General features: G+C 67.1%; 13 protein-coding genes. 11 read left to right on the top strand and 2 right to left on the bottom strand.

The features are described from left to right. Positions 1 to 625 precede the first annotated feature (625 nt). The 5 genes from ACJ7C5_RS15730 (at position 626) to ACJ7C5_RS15710 (ending at position 6,607) form a co-directional block, all read left to right on the top strand. A complete protein-coding gene (locus tag ACJ7C5_RS15730; protein ID WP_088026954.1) occupies positions 626 to 1,801 on the top strand; it encodes a phosphoglycerate kinase in 1,176 nt (391 codons plus the stop codon). After that, positions 1,798 to 2,451: an HAD-IA family hydrolase gene (locus ACJ7C5_RS15725; RefSeq protein ID WP_412704413.1), complete on the top strand. Its 654-nt coding sequence runs from the start codon at positions 1,798 to 1,800 to the stop codon at positions 2,449 to 2,451. The genes ACJ7C5_RS15730 and ACJ7C5_RS15725 overlap by 4 nt, the downstream gene beginning before the upstream one ends. Before the next feature lie 215 nt (positions 2,452 to 2,666). Then, on the top strand, positions 2,667 to 4,133 hold the full coding sequence (gene pyk / locus ACJ7C5_RS15720) for a pyruvate kinase (RefSeq protein ID WP_093999591.1): 1,467 nt from the start codon (positions 2,667 to 2,669) through the stop codon (positions 4,131 to 4,133). 197 nt (positions 4,134 to 4,330) lie between these two features. Then, positions 4,331 to 5,335, top strand: a complete 1,005-nt coding sequence (locus ACJ7C5_RS15715; RefSeq protein WP_010481439.1) for a class I fructose-bisphosphate aldolase — start codon at positions 4,331 to 4,333, stop codon at positions 5,333 to 5,335. Between the two features lie 129 nt (positions 5,336 to 5,464). Further along, positions 5,465 to 6,607 carry a hypothetical protein gene (locus ACJ7C5_RS15710; RefSeq protein ID WP_412704412.1) on the top strand — a complete coding sequence of 381 codons (1,143 nt, stop codon included), beginning with the start codon at positions 5,465 to 5,467 and terminating at the stop codon, positions 6,605 to 6,607. 92 nt (positions 6,608 to 6,699) lie between these two features. On the opposite strand, the gene ACJ7C5_RS15705 is transcribed toward ACJ7C5_RS15710, so the two are convergent. Then, the gene (locus tag ACJ7C5_RS15705; protein ID WP_412704411.1) at positions 6,700 to 7,299 is read right to left on the bottom strand and encodes an O-acetyl-ADP-ribose deacetylase; all 600 of its coding nucleotides are present in this window, start codon (positions 7,297 to 7,299) and stop codon (positions 6,700 to 6,702) included. 266 nt (positions 7,300 to 7,565) lie between these two features. Beyond that, positions 7,566 to 8,525, bottom strand: a complete 960-nt coding sequence (cysK, locus tag ACJ7C5_RS15700; protein WP_088026949.1) for a cysteine synthase A — start codon at positions 8,523 to 8,525, stop codon at positions 7,566 to 7,568. Positions 8,526 to 8,732: 207 nt separating this feature from the next. On the opposite strand from cysK, the gene ACJ7C5_RS15695 reads away from it, so the two are divergent. The 6 genes from ACJ7C5_RS15695 (at position 8,733) to ACJ7C5_RS15670 (ending at position 18,021) form a co-directional block, all read left to right on the top strand. Next, on the top strand, positions 8,733 to 9,716 hold the full coding sequence (locus tag ACJ7C5_RS15695; protein ID WP_088026948.1) for a LysR family transcriptional regulator: 984 nt from the start codon (positions 8,733 to 8,735) through the stop codon (positions 9,714 to 9,716). 618 nt (positions 9,717 to 10,334) lie between these two features. After that, positions 10,335 to 10,766 carry a DUF2946 domain-containing protein gene (locus ACJ7C5_RS15690; protein ID WP_093999595.1) on the top strand — a complete coding sequence of 144 codons (432 nt, stop codon included), beginning with the start codon at positions 10,335 to 10,337 and terminating at the stop codon, positions 10,764 to 10,766. A gap of 72 nt (positions 10,767 to 10,838) precedes the next feature. Next, positions 10,839 to 12,902, top strand: a complete 2,064-nt coding sequence (locus ACJ7C5_RS15685; protein ID WP_412704410.1) for a TonB-dependent copper receptor — start codon at positions 10,839 to 10,841, stop codon at positions 12,900 to 12,902. Between the two features lie 313 nt (positions 12,903 to 13,215). Continuing rightward, a complete protein-coding gene (locus tag ACJ7C5_RS15680) occupies positions 13,216 to 14,322 on the top strand; it encodes an efflux RND transporter periplasmic adaptor subunit (protein ID WP_412704409.1) in 1,107 nt (368 codons plus the stop codon). Continuing rightward, positions 14,319 to 17,444, top strand: a complete 3,126-nt coding sequence (locus ACJ7C5_RS15675) for an efflux RND transporter permease subunit (protein ID WP_412704408.1) — start codon at positions 14,319 to 14,321, stop codon at positions 17,442 to 17,444. Before ACJ7C5_RS15680 ends, ACJ7C5_RS15675 begins: the two co-directional genes overlap by 4 nt. Further along, positions 17,437 to 18,021 (top strand): GNAT family N-acetyltransferase, encoded by a 585-nt coding sequence (locus tag ACJ7C5_RS15670; RefSeq protein ID WP_412704407.1) that lies wholly within the window; start codon positions 17,437 to 17,439, stop codon positions 18,019 to 18,021. Before ACJ7C5_RS15675 ends, ACJ7C5_RS15670 begins: the two co-directional genes overlap by 8 nt. Positions 18,022 to 18,054 lie beyond the last annotated feature (33 nt).

The raw sequence follows: 18,054 nt of genomic DNA, 5'->3' as shown, positions 1-18,054 counted from the left end.
GGCTGGGCAGGGGACGCCGTGAATCCGTCCTTGGAGGCTTAGCCGCGCCATCCATGGCGCGGATACCCCTGCCCAGCCCACCCGCCCGGCCTCTGACGGTTTCCGTGTGCGTCCACCCACGGAAGAGAAAAAGAAGAGCAAAGCAAAAGCAAAAGCAGCTTGGCTGCGCGCTCTTTGTAGAGCCGAGCCCACGCTCGGCTCTCCATTTTTTCCCGACACCAGAAACCGCTCTTGCCTCTGCCTTTGCCATCCGCTCTTCCTCATGAACCTGCCGAGGCCGGGGCGGTGTGGGCTGGCAGGGGTGTCAGCCGCATGGGCCCGAGGCATGCCTCGGGCGGGTTGGGCAGGACGCCCAACCCCGGTCTTGCCGTGTGCGCAGGACAGCGCACACGAGCAAGCGGCTGCCAAGCCTCCATGGACGGATTCACGGCGTCCCCTGCCAGCCCACACCGCCCCGGCTCACCCACAGCATCACAAGGCGCCAGCGCTTTGGCTTTGGCTCTGGCTGTTGCTGTTGCTTTTGCGCCTCTGCCTGCCGCAGGCATCGGCCCTCCCACCACCCGCACCCGATACAATGGCCGTCTGCCGTAGCCCGGCATCCCGTCCCTGAGCCAAAGAGTTGCCCATGTCCATCGTCCGCATGACCGACCTCGACCTCTCCGGCAAGCGCGTGCTGATCCGCCAGGATCTGAACGTGCCGATCGAGAATGGCCGCATCACCTCCGAACAGCGCATCACCGCTTCGCTGCCGACGCTCAAGCGCGCGCTGGAGCAGGGCGCGGCGGTGATGGTCACCTCGCACCTGGGGCGCCCGAAGGAAGGCGTGTGGAGCGAAGCCGATTCGCTGGCGCCGGTCGCCCAGCGCCTGTCCGAGCTGCTCGGCCGTGAGGTCCCGCTGGTGCGTGACTGGGTCGACGGCGTCGACGTGCAGCCGGGCCAGCTGGTGCTGCTGGAAAACTGCCGCATGAACGTCGGCGAGGGCAAGGACGATGAAGCCCTGTCGAAGAAGTACGCGGCGCTGTGCGATGTGTTCGTGATGGATGCCTTCGGCACCGCGCACCGTGCGCAGGCGTCCACCCACGGTGTCATCCGCTTCGCCCCGGTCGCTGCCGGTGGCCCGCTGCTGATGGCCGAACTTGACGCGCTGGCGCAGGCGCTGGATGCACCGGCCAAGCCGCTGCTGGCCATCGTCGCCGGCAGCAAGGTCAGCACCAAGCTGGAACTGCTGGCCAACCTGGTCGGCAAGGTCGATCAGCTGATCGTCGGTGGTGGCATCGCCAACACCTTCATCGCTGCCGCCGGCTACAACGTCGGCAAGTCGCTGTACGAGCCGGACCTGCTGGACACGGCGAAGAAGATCGTGGCCGATGCCAAGGCGCGTGGCGCCGATATCCCGCTGCCGGTGGACGTGGTCACCGCCAAGCAGTTCATGCCGGACGCGGTTGCCGAAGTGAAGGCGGTCGACGCCGTTGCCGAAGACGACCTGATCCTGGACATCGGCCCGCAGACCGCCGCGCAGTACGCGCAGCTGATCGGGAAGGCCGGTACCGTGGTCTGGAACGGTCCGGTCGGTGTGTTCGAATTCGAGGCCTTCAGCAAGGGCACCGAAGCGCTGGCCCGCGCCATCGCCAGCTCGCCGGCATTCTCCATCGCCGGCGGTGGTGACACCCTGGCGGCGGTGGACAAGTTCGATATCGCCGAGCAGGTCAGCTACATCTCCACCGGCGGTGGTGCGTTCCTGGAGTTCCTGGAAGGCAAGACCCTGCCGGCGGTGGCCGCACTCGACGCACGCGGCGCATGAGTGTCGAGCGCAGCAAGGATGTGCTGTTCTTCGACCTGGACGGCACGCTGATCGATTCGCAGGTGGGCATCACCGCCTGCATCGCTTACGCGCTGCAGAAGATGGACCATCCGGTGCCGCCGCAGGAGACGCTGCTGGGCTGGATCGGTCCGTCGCTGCGCACCACCTTCGCGCCGTTGTTCGGTGAACCGGCGCGGGTGGAACAGGCGGTGGGCTACTACCGTGAGCGCTTCGACGCCGAGGGCTGGCGCGAGCACACGGTGTACCCGCAGGTGGAAGACACCCTTCGCACGCTGCACGGTCGCGGCCACCGCCTGGCGGTGGTCACGGCCAAGAACGAGCCGCACGCGCGCCGTATCCTCGCCCACCTGCCGTTCGGCGGGTTGTTCGAGGAGATCGTCGGTTCCACCCTGGACGGCTCGCGCAGCCACAAGCCGGAACTGGTGGGTGAGGCGCTGCGTCGGCTGCAGGTGCAGCCCGAGCAGTGCTGGATGATCGGCGACCGCCGCATGGACATCGAAGGCGCGCGTCACCACGGCCTGCGCAGTGTCGGTGTGCTGTGGGGCTTCGGCGGCGAGGCCGAACTCACCGAAGCCGGTGCCGGCCAGCTGGCCAGTGAGCCGGCGCAGCTGGAAACGCTGCTGGCCTAGTCCTCTGTGGAGCCGAGCCCATGCTCGGCTGGTTCTGGGCCATGGGGCAGCCGAGCATGGGCTCGGCTCTACACAACCGCCCCCTGCGCCGGCGTATGTCCGGGTGATGTCCGTTCCATGACCCGCGAAGTCAGGCAGCACAAGGCTGTAACCGTATACATGCGGCGTGAAGGATGTGCTAATTTCCGTTCTTTATCGGGAGAGGCCCCTTCATCATGTTCGAGCGTCAGCGTCGCACCAAGATCCTTGCCACCCTCGGTCCGGCCACTGATCCGCCGGGCGTGCTGGAGGATCTGTTCCGCGCTGGCGTCAACGTGGTGCGCCTGAACTTCAGCCACGGCGATCCGTCCGGCCAGGCCAAGCGTGCTGCCGAAGTGCGCGCCGCTGCGGCCCGCGTCGGCGTGGAAGTGGGCATCCTGGCCGATCTGCCGGGCCCGAAGATCCGCATCGAACGCTTCGCCGAAGGCAAGGTGCAGCTGAAGGCGGGTGACCGCTTCGACCTGATCGCCAGCACCAACGCCGGCCCCGGCGATACGACCCAGGTGGGCGTGAGCTACCTCGGCCTGCCGCAGGACGTGGGCCCGGGCGATGTGCTGCTGCTCGACGATGGCCTGATGCAGCTGCAGGTGGTGGAGGTGCAGGGCGAACGCATCATCAACACCGTGCTCAACGACGGTGTGCTGTCCGACCGCAAGGGCCTGAACAAGCAGGGCGGCGGCCTCTCGCTGGGCGCGCTGACCGAGCGCGACAAGGAGCTGATCGGCATCGTCGCCAAGATCGGTGTCGACTTCATCGCCGTGTCGTTCTGCCGCAACGCGCAGGACATGAACGACGCGCGTGACATCGCCCGCTCGCATGGCTGCGATGCTGCGCTGGTGTCGAAGATCGAACGTACCGAGGCGATCGAGAACCTGGAAGAGATCGTCGAGGCCAGCGACGTGGTGATGGTGGCCCGTGGCGACCTCGGCGTGGAAATCGGCGATGCCGAACTGCCGGGCCTGCAGAAGAAGATCATCAAGGCCTCGCTGGCACAGAACAAGGTGGTGATCACCGCCACGCAGATGCTGCAGTCGATGGTCGAAAGCCCGATCCCGACCCGTGCCGAAGTGCTGGACGTGGCCAACTCGGTCATCGACGGTACCGACGCGGTGATGCTGTCGGCCGAAACCGCTGCCGGTGCCTACCCGGTCAAGGCCGTGGAAGCGATGGCACGTATCTGCCTGGGCGCCGAGCGCCAGTTCCAGACCGAGACCGATTTCAACGCTTCGCCGCGCAACCTGGAACGTGCCGACCAGGCCATCGCCATGGCCACCATGTTCCTGTCGCAGCATGTGGGCGTGCGCGCGATCGTGGCGATGACCGAATCCGGCGGTACCGCCCGCTACCTGTCGCGTTTCCGCGCCAAGGCGCCGGTGTTCGCGGTGACCCGCCACGACGGCGCGCGCCGGCAGATGGCGCTGATGCGCGATGTCTACCCGATCAACTTCGACAGCCGTGGCCTGACCCCGCGCGAAGCCGCTCGCGGCAGCATCCGCCTGCTGGTGGAAGCCGAACTGCTGCAGGCCGGTGACCGCGTGGTGTTCACCAGCGGTGAGCACATGGAAACCCTGGGCGCGACCAACACCCTGCGCCTGCTGGAAGTGGGCGACGACGGCCGCGCCAGCGGTCTGGGCGACCTGTAAGTATTGTTGGCCTGGGGTCGGAGCCGCGTTGCGGATCCGACCCCGGGGTCAGATCCCCGCAGGGGCTCTGACCCCACGCCGCAGGACATCCCTTGTCCGGTGTGGACATTGGAATCGTTTCCAGCCTGGCCTCCACGGCGAGGCAACGGGTAGCGGGGCTATACTTACGTTTTTCCCGCACCCGCCACAGGAAGTACATGAGCATCGAACAGCTGGCTGAAACCGCCCAGGCCATGGTTGCCCCGGGCAAGGGCATCATCGCGATCGACGAATCCACCGCTACCATCGCCAAGCGTTTCGCTGGCGTCGGTATCGAGAACACCGAGGAGAACCGTCGTGCCTACCGCGAACTGCTGCTGACCACGCCGAAGCTCAACGAGCACATTTCCGGCGCCATCCTGTTTGACGAAACCATCCGTCAGTCGACCAAGGACGGCGTGCCGTTCGCCAAGTACATGGCCGACCACGGCATGATTCCGGGCATCAAGGTGGACAAGGGTGCACACCCGCTGGCCGGCTGCCCGGGCGAGCTGGTGACCGAAGGCCTGGACGGCCTGCGCGAGCGCCTGCAGGAGTACTACAAGCTGGGTGCGCGCTTCGCCAAGTGGCGTGCGGTGATCAACATCGGCGAAAGCATTCCGTCGGGCACCTGCATCGAGTCCAACGCCCACGCGCTGGCCCGCTATGCCGCCCTGTGCCAGGAATGCGGCCTGGTGCCGATGGTCGAGCCGGAAGTGATCATGGACGGCGACCACGACATCGAGACCTGCTACGAAGTCACCGAAGCGACCCTGCGTTCGCTGTTCGACGCCCTGTACCAGCAGAACGTGCTGCTGGAAGGCACCATCCTGAAGGCCTCGATGGTCATCTCCGGCAAGGGATGCGATGAGCAGGCCGACGTCGAGGAAGTGGCCGAGTCGACCGTGATGTGCCTGAAGAGCACCGTGCCGGCCATCCTGCCGGGCGTGGTGTTCCTGTCCGGTGGCCAGAGCGACGAGCAGTCCACCGAGCACCTGAACGCGATGAACCAGCTGGGCAACCTGCCGTGGCCGCTGAGCTTCTCCTACGGCCGCGCCATGCAGCAGGCCGCGCTGAAGCTGTGGGCCAAGGACATGAAGGGCAACTACGCTGCTGCCCAGAAGACCGTGTACGAGCGCGCCAAGGACAACGGCCTGGCCGCGCTGGGCAAGTGGAACGGTTGATCCGTCCCATCGCTGGATGAACAAGGCAACGCCGGCATCACGCCGGCGTTTGCTTTTGCGGGTATCGTTTCCGCCCCCACGCACCGGGCCGGTGTGCGGGACATACATGGAAGGCCAAGGAGAAAAAACATGCGTTTGGCAGCAATCACACTGGCCGTCGCCACGGTCCTGGTCGCCGGCGGTTGCAACCGTTTCGGCGGCGGTGGTGACGCAGGCAAGGCCGCGTCGCTCGATTTCGACAAGCCGGTATCCGGCGAGATCACCTCGCGCAGCGGCATCAACTACAACGACGGCAGCCATCACCAGCTCTACCAGATCAAGCTGGAAGACAAGCAGCTGGTTGGGCTGAAGCTGACCGGTTCGCTGAGCGGCTCGATCGCTGTGTTCAACAACGGCAGCCTGGTGGCCAGCAGCAACACCGGCTACGAGCGCGAAGGCGACGTCTCGCTGGCCTTCCGTGCCAACGGTGGTGGCACCTACCAGGTAGCGGTCAACGCCAACGGCTCGACCGATTACGGTCCGTATCGCCTGCGCGCCGAGAAGCTGGTGCCGTATGACGGCAAGCCGCTGGCGGGCAGTGGCGAGATCGTCGACATGCTGGCCGGTGGTTCCCAGGACTACACCCTGCAGGTGGACAAGGCCGGCCTGTACGAGATCCGCCTGGTGTCGGATGTCTTCGATCCGGTGCTGAAGCTGTCGGGCCAGGGCGTGGACGCCGAGAATGACGATGGCGGGGACAGCACCAACTCGCGCCTGAACCTGTCGCTGAAGCCGGGCAAGTACACCCTGACCGCGCGCGGTTTGGGCGACGGCGTCAACGGCATGTTCACCCTGTCGGCCAACCGCATCGAGCTGCCCGGCAATCTGGTCGAACGCGATGGCACGGCGCTGCCGAAGTCGGGCAGCGTGTACACGATGCTCGACAACGATGGCCGCCGCCGTTTCCTGCTGACCCTGGAGCGCCCGGCTGACGTGCGCCTGGATGCGATTTCCAGCCAGGTCGATACCGTGCTGCGCGTGGTCGGCGGCGACGTCGAGCTGACCGATGATGACGGTGGCAACGGTACCAATTCGCGCCTGGAAGAGACCCTGCCGGCCGGTCACTACACGGTCGACGTGTCCAGCCTGAACAACGGTGCGGGCATGGTGGAAGTGCGCGTGCAGGTCGAAGGTGCCAGCGCCGATGGGGCTGCGGCCTCCGCGGCACGTGCGGCCGCCGACGCGGCCGCCGTGGCCGATGACGCCGCCGCGGTGGAAGCCGCCAGCCGTTGAGCGTGATCCACGCTGCGCGTGGATGACATCAAGGCTGCAACGGAAAAGGCCGGGCAATGCCCGGCCTTTTCTTTTACCTGCCGTGGGGTGGTTCAGTGCGCAGCGGCGAAGCCCACATCACCCAGGGGCGGCAGCATCGACCCGCGCGGTTCGTTGTCCGTGCTTTGTCCCGCGGCGGTCAGTGCCTGCTGGTAGGCCTTTGCCGTGGCGGTATTGAACGCCACCAGCACGATGCGCATCGGCTGTGCATGGCTGCGCTGCCACGCCAGTGTTTCGGTCACCGCGATCTGCGCGGCCTGGTACAGCGGATAGCCATACACACCGCAGCTGATCGCCGGGAATGCGATCGACTGCACGCCCAACGATTCGGCCAGTTGCAGCGATTTCCAGTAGCAGTTGGCCAGCAGCGCCGGTTCGTCACGCTGACCGTCATGCCAGACCGGGCCCACCGTGTGCAGTACATGCCGCGCCGGCAATGCATAAGCGTCGGTGGCGCGCACTTCGCCGGTCGGGCAGCGCACGCCCGCGCGCAGTTCCGGCAACTGCTCGCACTCGGCCAGCAGCGCAGGGCCCGCGGCACGATGGATCGCACCGTCGACACCGCCGCCACCGAGCAATGTTTCATTGGCCGCGTTGACGATCGCATCCACCGCCAGGGTCGTGATGTCGCCCTGCCAAACTTCGATCTTCATGCGTCCGTCTCCTGCCTGTGAGGTGTTCCGCGCAGCATCTGCGCCGGCTGTTCCCACGGTAGGGGACAGGGCATCGATACTGCGTCATGACCGTCTCACGCGCTGCGATCCGACGGCCTTCACGCACGATGGCGGGCGGCGCCTTCACGCAGGCTGAAGCAGAAAGGGGTCAGAGCCCTTTGCCAGCGGAAAAGGGATCCGACCCCGGGCATCCAGCAGAATGGGGTCGGATCCTTTTCCGAACGGAAAAGCTCTGACCCCGGGAGTCACGGCAGGCCGGCCAGCCAGTCGTCGTCGGAACCCTCATTCACATCGGCGAACAGCGGCGTGGAGAAATAGCGTTCACCGGTGTCCGGCAGCATCGCCAGGATCACCGAGCCCGGTTCAGCACGGGCAGCCACGTCCAGTGCGCTGGCCACGGTAGCGCCGGCGGAGATGCCGACGAAGATGCCTTCCTCCGCAGCCAGTCGGCGTGCGGTGGCGATGGCGCGGTCATCTTCCACCGTCACCAGTTCATCCACCACATCGCGGTTGAGCACGTCCGGCACGAAATCCGGCGTCCAGCCCTGGATCTTGTGCGGCTTCCAATCGTCGCCCTTCAACAGTGCGGCGCCGGCCGGTTCGGTGGCGATGATGCGGGTCTGCGGGCGCGCGACCTTCAGCACTTCGCCAACACCGGTGAGCGTGCCGCCGGTGCCCCAGCCGCTGACGAAATAGTCCAGCCGCTTGCCGGCGAAGTCGCGCAGGATTTCGGCGGCGGTGGTGTTGCGGTGGTAGGCCGGGTTGGCCGGGTTGGCGAACTGGCTGGCCAGGAACCAGCCGTGCTGTTCGGCCAGTTCAGCCGCTTTGCGCACCATGCCGCTGCCGCGTTCGGCGGCCGGGGTCAGGATCACCTTGGCACCGTAGGCACGCATCAGCTTGCGGCGCTCGACCGAGAAGGTCTCGACCATGGTCGCCACGAACTTGTAGCCGCGCGCGGCGGCGACCATCGCCAGTGCCACGCCGGTGTTGCCTGAAGTGGCTTCGACGATGGTGTCGCCCGGCTTGAGCAGGCCGCGTGCTTCGGCGTCGAGGATGATCGCCAGCGCCAGGCGGTCCTTCACCGAACCGCCGGGGTTGAACGACTCGACCTTGGCGTAGACGCTGACCTGTGGCGGCGCCAGGCGCTGCAGCCTGACGATGGGGGTGTTGCCGACGGTATCGAGAATGGAGTCGTACAGGGCCATGGAAGCGCTCCGGAAACGGGGCCACGCCGGGCTTCGGCGGGCGAAGGGGGAGGGCTGGCTGTTCAGGCCAGCGGCTGCCGGCTGACCGTAGCGCCGGCATATGACGCCCGGAAATGACCAGATACCTTTCTTAAACAACCTTTGGTTATAAGCTGGTGACGGCAATTGACCCTAGAGTGGACCTCCGCCCCACGCCGCCTGCCTCCCATGACGCTGACCCAGCTGCGCTACCTGGTTGCCATCGCCGACGCCGAGCTGAACATCACGCTGGCCGCCTCGCGCGTGCATGCCACCCAGCCTGGCCTGTCCAAGCAGCTCAAGCAGCTGGAGGACGAGCTGGGTTTCCTGTTGTTCGTGCGCAAGGGCCGCAGCCTGGAGTCGGTCACCCCGGCCGGCACTGAGGTGATTGCCCGCGCCCGTTCGGTGCTGGCCGAGGCCAACAACATCCGCACCTATGCGGCCAACCAGCGCCGCGAGAGCCAGGGCCAGCTGATCCTGACCACCACCCACACCCAGGCGCGCTTCGTGCTGCCGCCGGCGGTGGCAGCGATCAAGCAGGCCTATCCCCAGGTGAGCGTGCACCTGCAGCAGGCCGGTGAAGCCGACGCGCTGGATCGCTTGAACCAGGGTGATGCGGATATCGCCATCATCAGCACCGCCGGCGGTGAGCCCACCGATGGCATCGCGGTGCCGCTGTTCCGCTGGCGACGTCTGGTGGTGGTGCCGAAGGGCCACCCGCTGGACCGTGCCGGCCGCGCACCGGACCTGGCCGCGCTGGCCCGCCAGCCCTTGATCAGCTACGAATCCTCGACGCGACCGAACTCGTCGCTGCAGCGCGCCTTCGCCGCCAATGGGCTGGTGCCCGACCTGGCACTGACCGCGCTCGATGCCGACCTGATCAAGACCTACGTACGTACCGGTCTGGGCGTAGGCCTGCTGGCCGAGATGGCGGTCAGTTCCAACGACGAAGATCTGCGCTCGTGGCCGGCCCCGGAGCCGATCACTGAATGCATTGCCTGGGCGGTGCTGCCGCGCGACCGCGTGCTGCGTGATTACGCGCTGGAGCTGGTGCACGTGCTGGCACCGCAGATCGATCCGCGCGACCTGCGGCGGGTGCTGGATGGCAACCAGGCGGCGGCGTGGCCGGTACCCCCGACGTGGGAGTCACTGACCCAGACCATCACGGTGTGAGGTTGGTCGAGCAGGGCTGCGCCCTGCACCTGCGGTAGTGCCGGCCGCTGGCCGGCAACCTCAGCAGCAACATCAACATCAAATGCGGGTTTCCTGTGGGATGGCGGGGCGGTGTGGGCAGGCAGGACACGCCGTAAACCCATCCATGGGGGCTCGATGGCGCCATCCATGGCGCCAACGGTCCTGCCTGCCCACACCGCCCCACCTCTGACAGATTCCGATGGCTGTTGGTAGGTGTCGACCTTGGTCGACACGGTAGATCCACGCCATGCGTGGATGCTTTTCGATTCCAATTCGAAATATTCGATTCCGATGGAGATTCATCCACGCATGGCGTGGATCTACAGCAGATCGCGGGAATCTGTCGAAGGCGGGGTGGGTCCGGTTGCGGGGGCGTGAGCGCCATGGATGGCGCGACCGAGCCTCCAGGGACGGGTTTACGGCGTCTCCCGCAACCGGACCCACCCCGCCTACCCACAGGAAGCCAGCTTTTGATGTTGCTTCGGCTCTTGCCTTGGACGTGGCCTCTGCGGGTGCAGGGCGCAGCCCTGCCGATAACCCCCCTCCTGCGACGGTTCGTCGCACGGGCAACCCTGGACCCCGCTCTACACTAGCGGGGTGACCCGCCTGTCCCGCCCGCAGCGCCTTCTGCTCCAGCTCGCCGTCGTGGCGACGCTGCTGATGGTGCTTGCACCATTGGTCAGCCGCGCGCTGCAGGCGCAGCCGATGGAGCACGCCGCGATGGCAGGCATGGACCACGCTGCCATGGGCCATGACATGCACGCCATGGCCATGGCCGGGCACGATCAGCACGGCGCCGTGCCGGCCGCACCCAGCCGTCCGGCCGACCCCCACGCCATGCACGGCGAAGCCTGCGAATACTGCGTGCTGGCCATGCGCCTGCTGCCGTGGCTGGCGGTGCTGGTGCTGCTGTTGCCACTGCTGTGGCGGCCGCGGCTGGTGTTCCCGTGGTCGCAACAAGTGCTGCCCGCGCTGCGCTGGCCGGCGCATGCCGCACGTGGGCCGCCGCGCCTCTCCATCGTCCGCTGATGTCCCTATCGAATCTGCCGCACGACGCCTGACCGGGCGCCGTGCGCGCGTGCGTACCTTGGAGCTGTTCCGATGAAAATGACTTCCCGCCCCGCGGGCGCCTGCGCGCGCCTGCCGGTTGCCCTTGGCCTGGCCGTGGCCGCGTCACTGGCCCACGCTGCGCCTGCCGAAGAGGCGCGTACCCTCGACACGATGGTGGTCACCGCCGCCGCACCGTCCTCGCCGCTGCACTGGGTGACCGACCCGCGCCTGCCGCGGCAGCCGGTGCCCGCCAGTGATGGCGCCGATTACCTGAAGACCGTTCCCGGTTTTTCCGCCATCCGCAACGGCGGCACCAATGGTGATCCGGTGCTGCGCGGCATGTTCGGTTCGCGGCTGAACATCCTCAGCAATGACGGCAACCTGATCGGTGCCTGTCCGTCGCGCATGGACAACCCGCTGTCCTACATCGCGCCGGAAAGCTTCGACCGGCTGACCATCATCAAGGGCCCGCAGAGCGTGCGCTGGGGCGCAGGTGCGTCGGCTGGCACCGTGCGTTTCGAGCGCGATACGCCGCGCTTCGAGGAGCCTGGCCTGCGGGCGGACGCCAGTGCGCTGGTCGGCTCGCGCAACCGCAACGACCAGGTGCTGGACCTGACCCTGGGCAATCCGACCGGTTATGTACGTGCCAGCGGCAACCGTTCCGAAGCTGACGACTACAAGGATGGCCACGGTGATGTGGTGCCGTCGAAGTGGCGCAAGTGGAATGGCGACGTGGCCATCGGCTGGACGCCGGATGCCGATACGCTGCTGGAAATCTCCGCCGGTGCCGGCGATGCGATCGCGCGTTACGCCGGGCGCGGCATGGACGGTGCCGCGTTCGAACGCACCAGCTACGCGGCACGCTTCGAGAAGCGCAACCTGCCGGGTGCGTGGGATACGTTGCAGGCCAACGTGTACTACAACGAGGCCGACCACGTGATGGACAACTACACGCTGCGCACGCCGAACCCGCACAGCATGATGCCGATGCCGATGGCCTCGAACGTGGATCGCCGTACCCAGGGCGGTCGGGTCAGTTCCGAGTGGCGCTGGCAGGACGTGCAGCTGGTGGCGGGTGTGGATGGCGAAGACAGCCGCCATCGTGGCCGTATGGGCATGGGCCGCGACACCTACCGACAGGCGGCCTGGGAGACCGATGCCAACTTCCGCCGCTATGGCGTGTTCACCGAACTGACGCTGGGTGCCGGCACCGACCAGCGGTGGATCAGTGGCCTGCGCATTGACCGCGCCAGCGTGCGCGATGAGCGACAGTCGATCCGCGGCATGATGGGCAACATGCCCAATTCGACCGCAGGCCAGCGCCGCAAGGAATGGCTCGGCAGCGGTTTCCTGCGCTACGAACAGGATCTGGCCGATGGCCTGACCTGGTACGCCGGCCTCGGCCACAGTGAACGCATGCCCGACTACTGGGAGCTGTTCTCGCCCAACCATGGCCCTGCAGGTGCAGTGAACGCGTTCACCGGCGTGCAGCCTGAGCGCACCACCCAGCTCGATGTCGGACTGCAGTACAAGGGATCGCGCGTGCAGGCGTGGGTTTCGGCGTACGCCGGGCAGATCCAGGACTACATCCTGTTCACCTACCACGGCAGCGGCATGATGGGCATGAGCCAGGCCAGCAACGTTGATGCGCGCATCGCCGGTGCTGAAGCCGGGCTGGAAGTAAGCGTGGCCGAGCAGTGGAAGCTGGGCGGCACGCTGGCCTATGCCTGGGGCGAGAACCGCGACCAGCAGCGCCCGCTGCCGCAGATGCCACCGCTGGAAGCACGCCTGAGTGCGAACTGGGAAGGCCAGCGCTGGAGCGCCGGTGCACTGCTGCGCGCGGTGACCCACCAGCATCGTGTCGCAGATGGCCAAGGCAACGTGGTCGCACAGGATCTCGGACCGAGCGCTGGCTTTGCCACCTTCGCGCTCAACGCGGCGTACCGCTTCAGTTCGCAGCTGCAACTCAGCGCGGGCGTCGACAACCTGTTCGACCGTGCCTACAGCGAGCATCTGAACCTGGCCGGCAGCGCCGACTTCGGCTTCCCGGCCGACCCGGTGCGCATCAACGAGCCGGGCCGCAGCCTGTGGATGAAGGTGAACTACCGGTATTGATCAACGTGCGGAAACGGTAGCGCCGGGCCATGCCCGGCGTTGCGGTTGGGCAAAAAAAACGGGGCCGGATCCCCGCCAGGATCCGCCCCCGCCCGACGCCCTCCGTCGGGCAGCTTCGACTCTACGATGGCTGTCGCCGCCATGGGCGGCTGGATACACCTCGACACACGCCGACATCGCCGCGACCAGCCTTGCACGGAACGGATTCAAGGCGCTATCACGGCACTGGTTCCACGCCGGTAAACGCTTGGCACATACCGCTTTTGCGGGCCCTTGCCTACACTCGGCGGCCGTGGATCAATCTGGACCGTTCATGTTGGCTCGTATCGCTTCGACCCTGGCCCTTGGCCTCAGCCTGGCCGTGCTGGCCGGGTGCGCAGGCAAACAGGAGGCCGCCGCACGTCGGCAGGGAGAAGCGGTGCCGGTCACCGCGCAGGTCGTGCAGTCCAGGCAGTGGAACGACACCCTGCAGGCACTGGGCACGGCCAAGGCGCGCGAATCCATCAGCGTCACCGCCAAGGTCAGCGAGATCGTCGAGAAGGTGCACTTCGAAAGCGGCCAGCACGTTGCTGCCGGTGCGCCGATCGTGACCCTGCGTGGGCAGGCCCAGGAGGCAGCGCTGGTGCAGGCGCAGGCCACCTTCCACGAGGCCGACCAGCTGTACAGGCGCCAGCGTGAGCTGGCCACGCAGCGGCTGGTGTCCAGCGCCACGCTGGATACGCAGAAGTCGATCCGCGATGCCGCCGAGGCGCGCGTGGCGCAGATGCAGTCGGACATCGGTGACCGCCGCGTGCGTGCGCCGTTCGCCGGTGTGCTCGGCATCCGCCAGGTCAGCCCGGGCACGTTGCTGACGCCGACCACGGTGATTGCCACGCTCGATGACATCGAACACATGCACATCGATTTCCAGGTGCCGGAAGTGGAACTGGCCGCGCTGGGCGTCGGTGACAAGGTCAGTGCCACCAGCGTGGCGTGGCCGGGCCGTACCTTCGAAGGCGTGGTCAGCACCATCGATGCACGCATCGATCCGGCCACCCGTGCGGTGACCGTGCGCGCCGACTTCGCCAACGGTGACCATGCCCTGCGCCCGGGCATGCTGCTGGACGTGCGCCTGTTCCACCCCGAGCGCCCGGCGCTGGTGATTCCGGAAATTGCCGTGGTGCAGGTCGGTCGCGATACCTTCGTGTACCGCATCACCGCCGACGACAGCGTCGAGCGCGTGGACGTGATCACCGGCGCACGCCGTGCCGGCGTGGTCGAGATCAAGCAGGGCCTGGAAGCGGGCCAGCGCATCGTGGTGGACGGTACGGGCAAGCTGCGCCCGGGCTTGAAGGTTGCCGCCAAGGACGCGGCACCGGCCAGTGGTGCAAAGCCCCCTGAAGCCGCTGCGCCGGTCGTGGCCGAGGGCCACGGCGGATGAAGCTGTCCGACATCTCCATCCAGCGGCCGGTGTTCGCCGTGGTGATGAGCCTGTTGCTGCTGGTGCTGGGCGTGATGTCCTTCACCCGCCTGACCCTGCGCGAACTGCCGGCCATCGATCCGCCAATCGTCTCGGTGTCGGTGGACTACACCGGCGCCTCGGCCGCGGTCATCGAAAGCCGCATTACCCAGGTGCTGGAAGACGCGCTGGCCGGTATTGAAGGCATCGACACGATCAACGCGCGCAGCACCAACGGCCGCTCGCAGGTCAGCATCGAATTCACCTCCAACCGTGATATCGAAGCGGCGGCCAATGACGTGCGCGATGCGGTCAGCCGCGTCGCCGACCGCATGCCGGAGGAAGCGCGTCCGCCGGAAATCGCCAAGGTCGAAAGCGATGCCGACCCGATCATCTGGTTCAACATGGTCTCCTCGACCATGGACACGCTGGAACTGAGCGACTACGCCGACCGCTACGTGGTCGACCGTTTCTCCAGCCTCGACGGCGTGGCCCAGGTCCGCATCGGCGGCCGCCAGCGCTATGCAATGCGCATCTGGCTGGACCGTGACCAGCTGGCCGCACGTGGGCTGACCACCGGCGACGTGGAAACCGCGCTGCGCAACGAGAACGTGGAACTGCCGGCCGGGCGCATCGAGTCGACCGACCGCGACTTCACCCTGCGCGTGGAGCGCAACTACATCAAGCCCGAAGACTTCGCGACCATCCCGCTGGGCAAGGGCCGCGATGGCTATGTGGTGCGCATGGGCGACGTGGCGAAGATCGAGCTGGCCTCGGCTGAGCGCCGCGCCTACTACCGAAGCAATGGCGAGCCGGGCATCGGCCTGGGCATCGTCAAGACCTCCACCGCCAACTCGCTGGACGTGGCCCGTGTCGCGCGCGCGGAGGCGGAGCGGGTTGCACTGACCCTGCCCAAGGGCACGCAGATTTTCGTTGCCTTCGACAACACCACCTTCATCGAAGCCGCAGTGGACCGTGTCTACGCCACGCTGGTGGAAGCGATGATCCTGGTGCTGGCGGTGATCTGGCTGTTCCTCGGCAGCTTCCGCGCCGCATTGATTCCCGCAGTGACGGTGCCGGTCTGCCTGGTCGCGGCGTTCATCGCGCTGTATGCGTTCGACTTCTCGATCAACCTGCTGACCCTGCTGGCACTGGTGCTGTGCATCGGCCTGGTGGTGGACGACGCGATCGTAGTGGTGGAGAACGTGCAGCGCCGCATCGATCTGGGCGAGCCACCGCTGGTGGCGTCCAAGCGCGGCACTGCGCAGGTCGCATTCGCAGTGATCGCCACCACCGCCGTGCTGGTGGCGGTGTTCCTGCCGGTCGGCTTCCTGGAGGGCAACACCGGGCGCCTGTTCCGCGAACTGGCAGTGGCGCTGGCCGCCGCCGTGGCGTTGTCCGCGTTCGTGGCACTGACGCTGACGCCGATGATGGCCTCCAAGCTGCTCAAGCCGCACACCGGGCACGCGCCGCGTGGCCTGCATGGCTTCGTCAACCGCAATCTGGAGCGTCTGGCGGGCGCCTATGGCCGCGTGCTCGACCACCACGTCGACCGCACCTGGATCTACCTGCTGGTGATGGTGGCCGCACTGGCCGCCAGCTGGGGCCTGCTCAAACTGCTGCCGTCGGAACTGGCGCCGGCCGAAGACCGCGGTTCGTTCCAGATCATGATCGACGGCCCGGAAGGCGCCGGCTACGACTACACCGTGCAGCAGGTGCAGCAGGTGGAAGCAATGCTGGCACCGCATGTCGGCCCGGACAAACCCATCGTGCGCGCCAACCCGCGCGTGCCGGGTGGCTGGGGCGCCAGCGAGGAAATGCACACCGGCCGCGTCAGCATCTTCCTGCAGCCGTGGCGCCAGCGCAGCGAGGGCACGCCGGAAGTGGCCAACGAACTGCAGAAGGAGCTGGATACCATCCGTGGCGTGCGCGTACGCACGCAGGTGGGCGGTGGCCTGGTGCGCAGCGGCGGCCAGCCGTTCCAGATCGTACTGGGTGGCCCGGAATATGCCGAGATCGCGCAGTGGCGCGACCGCATCCTGCTGCGCATGGCCGACAATCCCGGCCTGGTCGGCCCGGACTCGGACTACAAGGAAACCCGGCCGCAGATGCGGGTGAACATCGACCGCCAGCGCGCGGCCGACCTCGGCGTGCCGGTCACCGCGATCGGTTCGGCGCTGGAAACCATGATGGGCTCGCGCCGTGTCACCACCTTCGTCGACAACGGTGAGGAGTACGACGTACTGGTGCAGGCCGGCCGCGATGGACGTGCCAGCCCGGCCGACCTGGCCGCGATCCGCGTGCGCGCGACTTCCGGCGAACTGGTGCCGCTGTCCAACCTGGTCACGCTGAGCGAAGTGGCCGAGGCCGGCACCCTGAACCGCTTCAACCGCCTGCGCTCGATCACCATCAACGCCGGCCTGGCGCCGGGCTATCCGCTGGGTGAGGCCATCGCCTGGGCGCAGCAGGTCACACGCGAAGAGCTGCCGCAGTACGCGCAGGTGAACTGGAAGGGCGAATCGCGCGAATACCAGAGCGCTGGTGGCGCGGTGCTGCTGACCTTCGCGATGGCGCTGCTGGTGGTGTACCTGGTGCTGGCCGCGCAGTTCGAGAGCTTCGTCCACCCGCTCACCATCATGCTGACCGTGCCGCTGGGCGTGCTCGGTGCGCTGGTCGGTCTGTGGGTGAGCGGCGGCACGGTGAACCTGTTCAGCCAGATCGGCATCGTCATGCTGGTCGGCCTGGCCGCGAAGAACGGCATCCTCATCGTCGAATTCGCCAACCAGCTGCGTGACGACGGAAGAACCGTGCGCGAGGCGATCATCGAATCGGCGATGGTGCGCCTGCGCCCGATCCTGATGACCTCGATCGCCACCGTGGTTGGCGCGATCCCGCTGGTGGTGGCCGGTGGCCCCGGTTCGGCCAGCCGTGGCACCATCGGCATCGTGATCATCTTCGGCGTGACCCTCTCCACCTTCCTGTCGCTGTTCGTGGTGCCGGCGTTCTACGCGCGGCTGGCCCCGTACACCCGCTCGCCGGAAGCGGTGAAGCGTGAACTGGAGAAGCAGGAAGCGAAATCGCCTTCGGTGGGTGGCCATGCCTGACCTGACCGCCAGCGGGGTCGGATCCCTTTCCCAAAGGGAAAGGGCTCTGACCCCACACCTGCAGGGCGAGGGCTTCTGCCTGCGCCCCTGGCGCCCGGATGATCTGGAATCCCTGCTGCGCCACGCCAACGACGCCGAAGTGTCGCGCGGCCTGCGTGACCGCTTCCCGTACCCGTACACGCGCGAGGATGGCGAGGCCTTCCTGGCTGGCCGCGTGCTGGCCCCGGGCACCCTGAACCTGGCCATCGAGATCGACGGCCAGGCCTGCGGCAGCGTCGGGGCCCAGCAGGGCCATGCCGAGCGCGGGCACATGGCGGAACTGGGCTACTGGCTGGGCCAGGCGCACTGGGGCCAGGGCCTGATGACCCGCGTGGTCGGACTGTTCGCACCGTGGGTGATGGACGAGCTGCGCCTGTTCAGGCTGCAGGCCGGGGTAGTCGACTTCAACCTTGGTTCGGCCCGGGTGCTGGAAAAGAACGGCTTCCAGGAAGAGGGCGTGGACCGCTGCGCGGTCTACAAGCGCGGGGTGCTGCATGACCTGCGCCGCTTTGCCCGGGTGCGCACGCAACTGCCCTGAACACGCGCGCAGGCGGCTGTAGAGCCGAGCCCA

The sequence above is a fragment of the Nocardiopsis yanglingensis genome (assembly GCF_045809185.1).
Lineage (GTDB): Bacteria > Pseudomonadota > Gammaproteobacteria > Xanthomonadales > Xanthomonadaceae > Stenotrophomonas > Stenotrophomonas yanglingensis.
Note: the sequence above shows the minus strand (reverse complement) of the source record. Positions and strands in the feature narration are given on the sequence as shown.

Excerpts from the sequence above, each read along its gene's own strand:
- ACJ7C5_RS15730 (WP_088026954.1), top strand. The coding sequence starts at position 626 with ATGTCCATCGTCCGCATGACCGACCTCGACCTCTCCGGCAAGCGCGTG.
- ACJ7C5_RS15725 (WP_412704413.1), top strand. The coding sequence starts at position 1,798 with ATGAGTGTCGAGCGCAGCAAGGATGTGCTGTTCTTCGACCTGGACGGC.
- pyk (WP_093999591.1), top strand. The coding sequence starts at position 2,667 with ATGTTCGAGCGTCAGCGTCGCACCAAGATCCTTGCCACCCTCGGTCCG.
- ACJ7C5_RS15715 (WP_010481439.1), top strand. The coding sequence starts at position 4,331 with ATGAGCATCGAACAGCTGGCTGAAACCGCCCAGGCCATGGTTGCCCCG.
- ACJ7C5_RS15710 (WP_412704412.1), top strand. The coding sequence starts at position 5,465 with ATGCGTTTGGCAGCAATCACACTGGCCGTCGCCACGGTCCTGGTCGCC.
- ACJ7C5_RS15705 (WP_412704411.1), bottom strand. The coding sequence starts at position 7,299 with ATGAAGATCGAAGTTTGGCAGGGCGACATCACGACCCTGGCGGTGGAT.
- cysK (WP_088026949.1), bottom strand. The coding sequence starts at position 8,525 with ATGGCCCTGTACGACTCCATTCTCGATACCGTCGGCAACACCCCCATC.
- ACJ7C5_RS15695 (WP_088026948.1), top strand. The coding sequence starts at position 8,733 with ATGACGCTGACCCAGCTGCGCTACCTGGTTGCCATCGCCGACGCCGAG.
- ACJ7C5_RS15685 (WP_412704410.1), top strand. The coding sequence starts at position 10,839 with ATGAAAATGACTTCCCGCCCCGCGGGCGCCTGCGCGCGCCTGCCGGTT.
- ACJ7C5_RS15680 (WP_412704409.1), top strand. The coding sequence starts at position 13,216 with ATGTTGGCTCGTATCGCTTCGACCCTGGCCCTTGGCCTCAGCCTGGCC.
- ACJ7C5_RS15675 (WP_412704408.1), top strand. The coding sequence starts at position 14,319 with ATGAAGCTGTCCGACATCTCCATCCAGCGGCCGGTGTTCGCCGTGGTG.
- ACJ7C5_RS15670 (WP_412704407.1), top strand. The coding sequence starts at position 17,437 with ATGCCTGACCTGACCGCCAGCGGGGTCGGATCCCTTTCCCAAAGGGAA.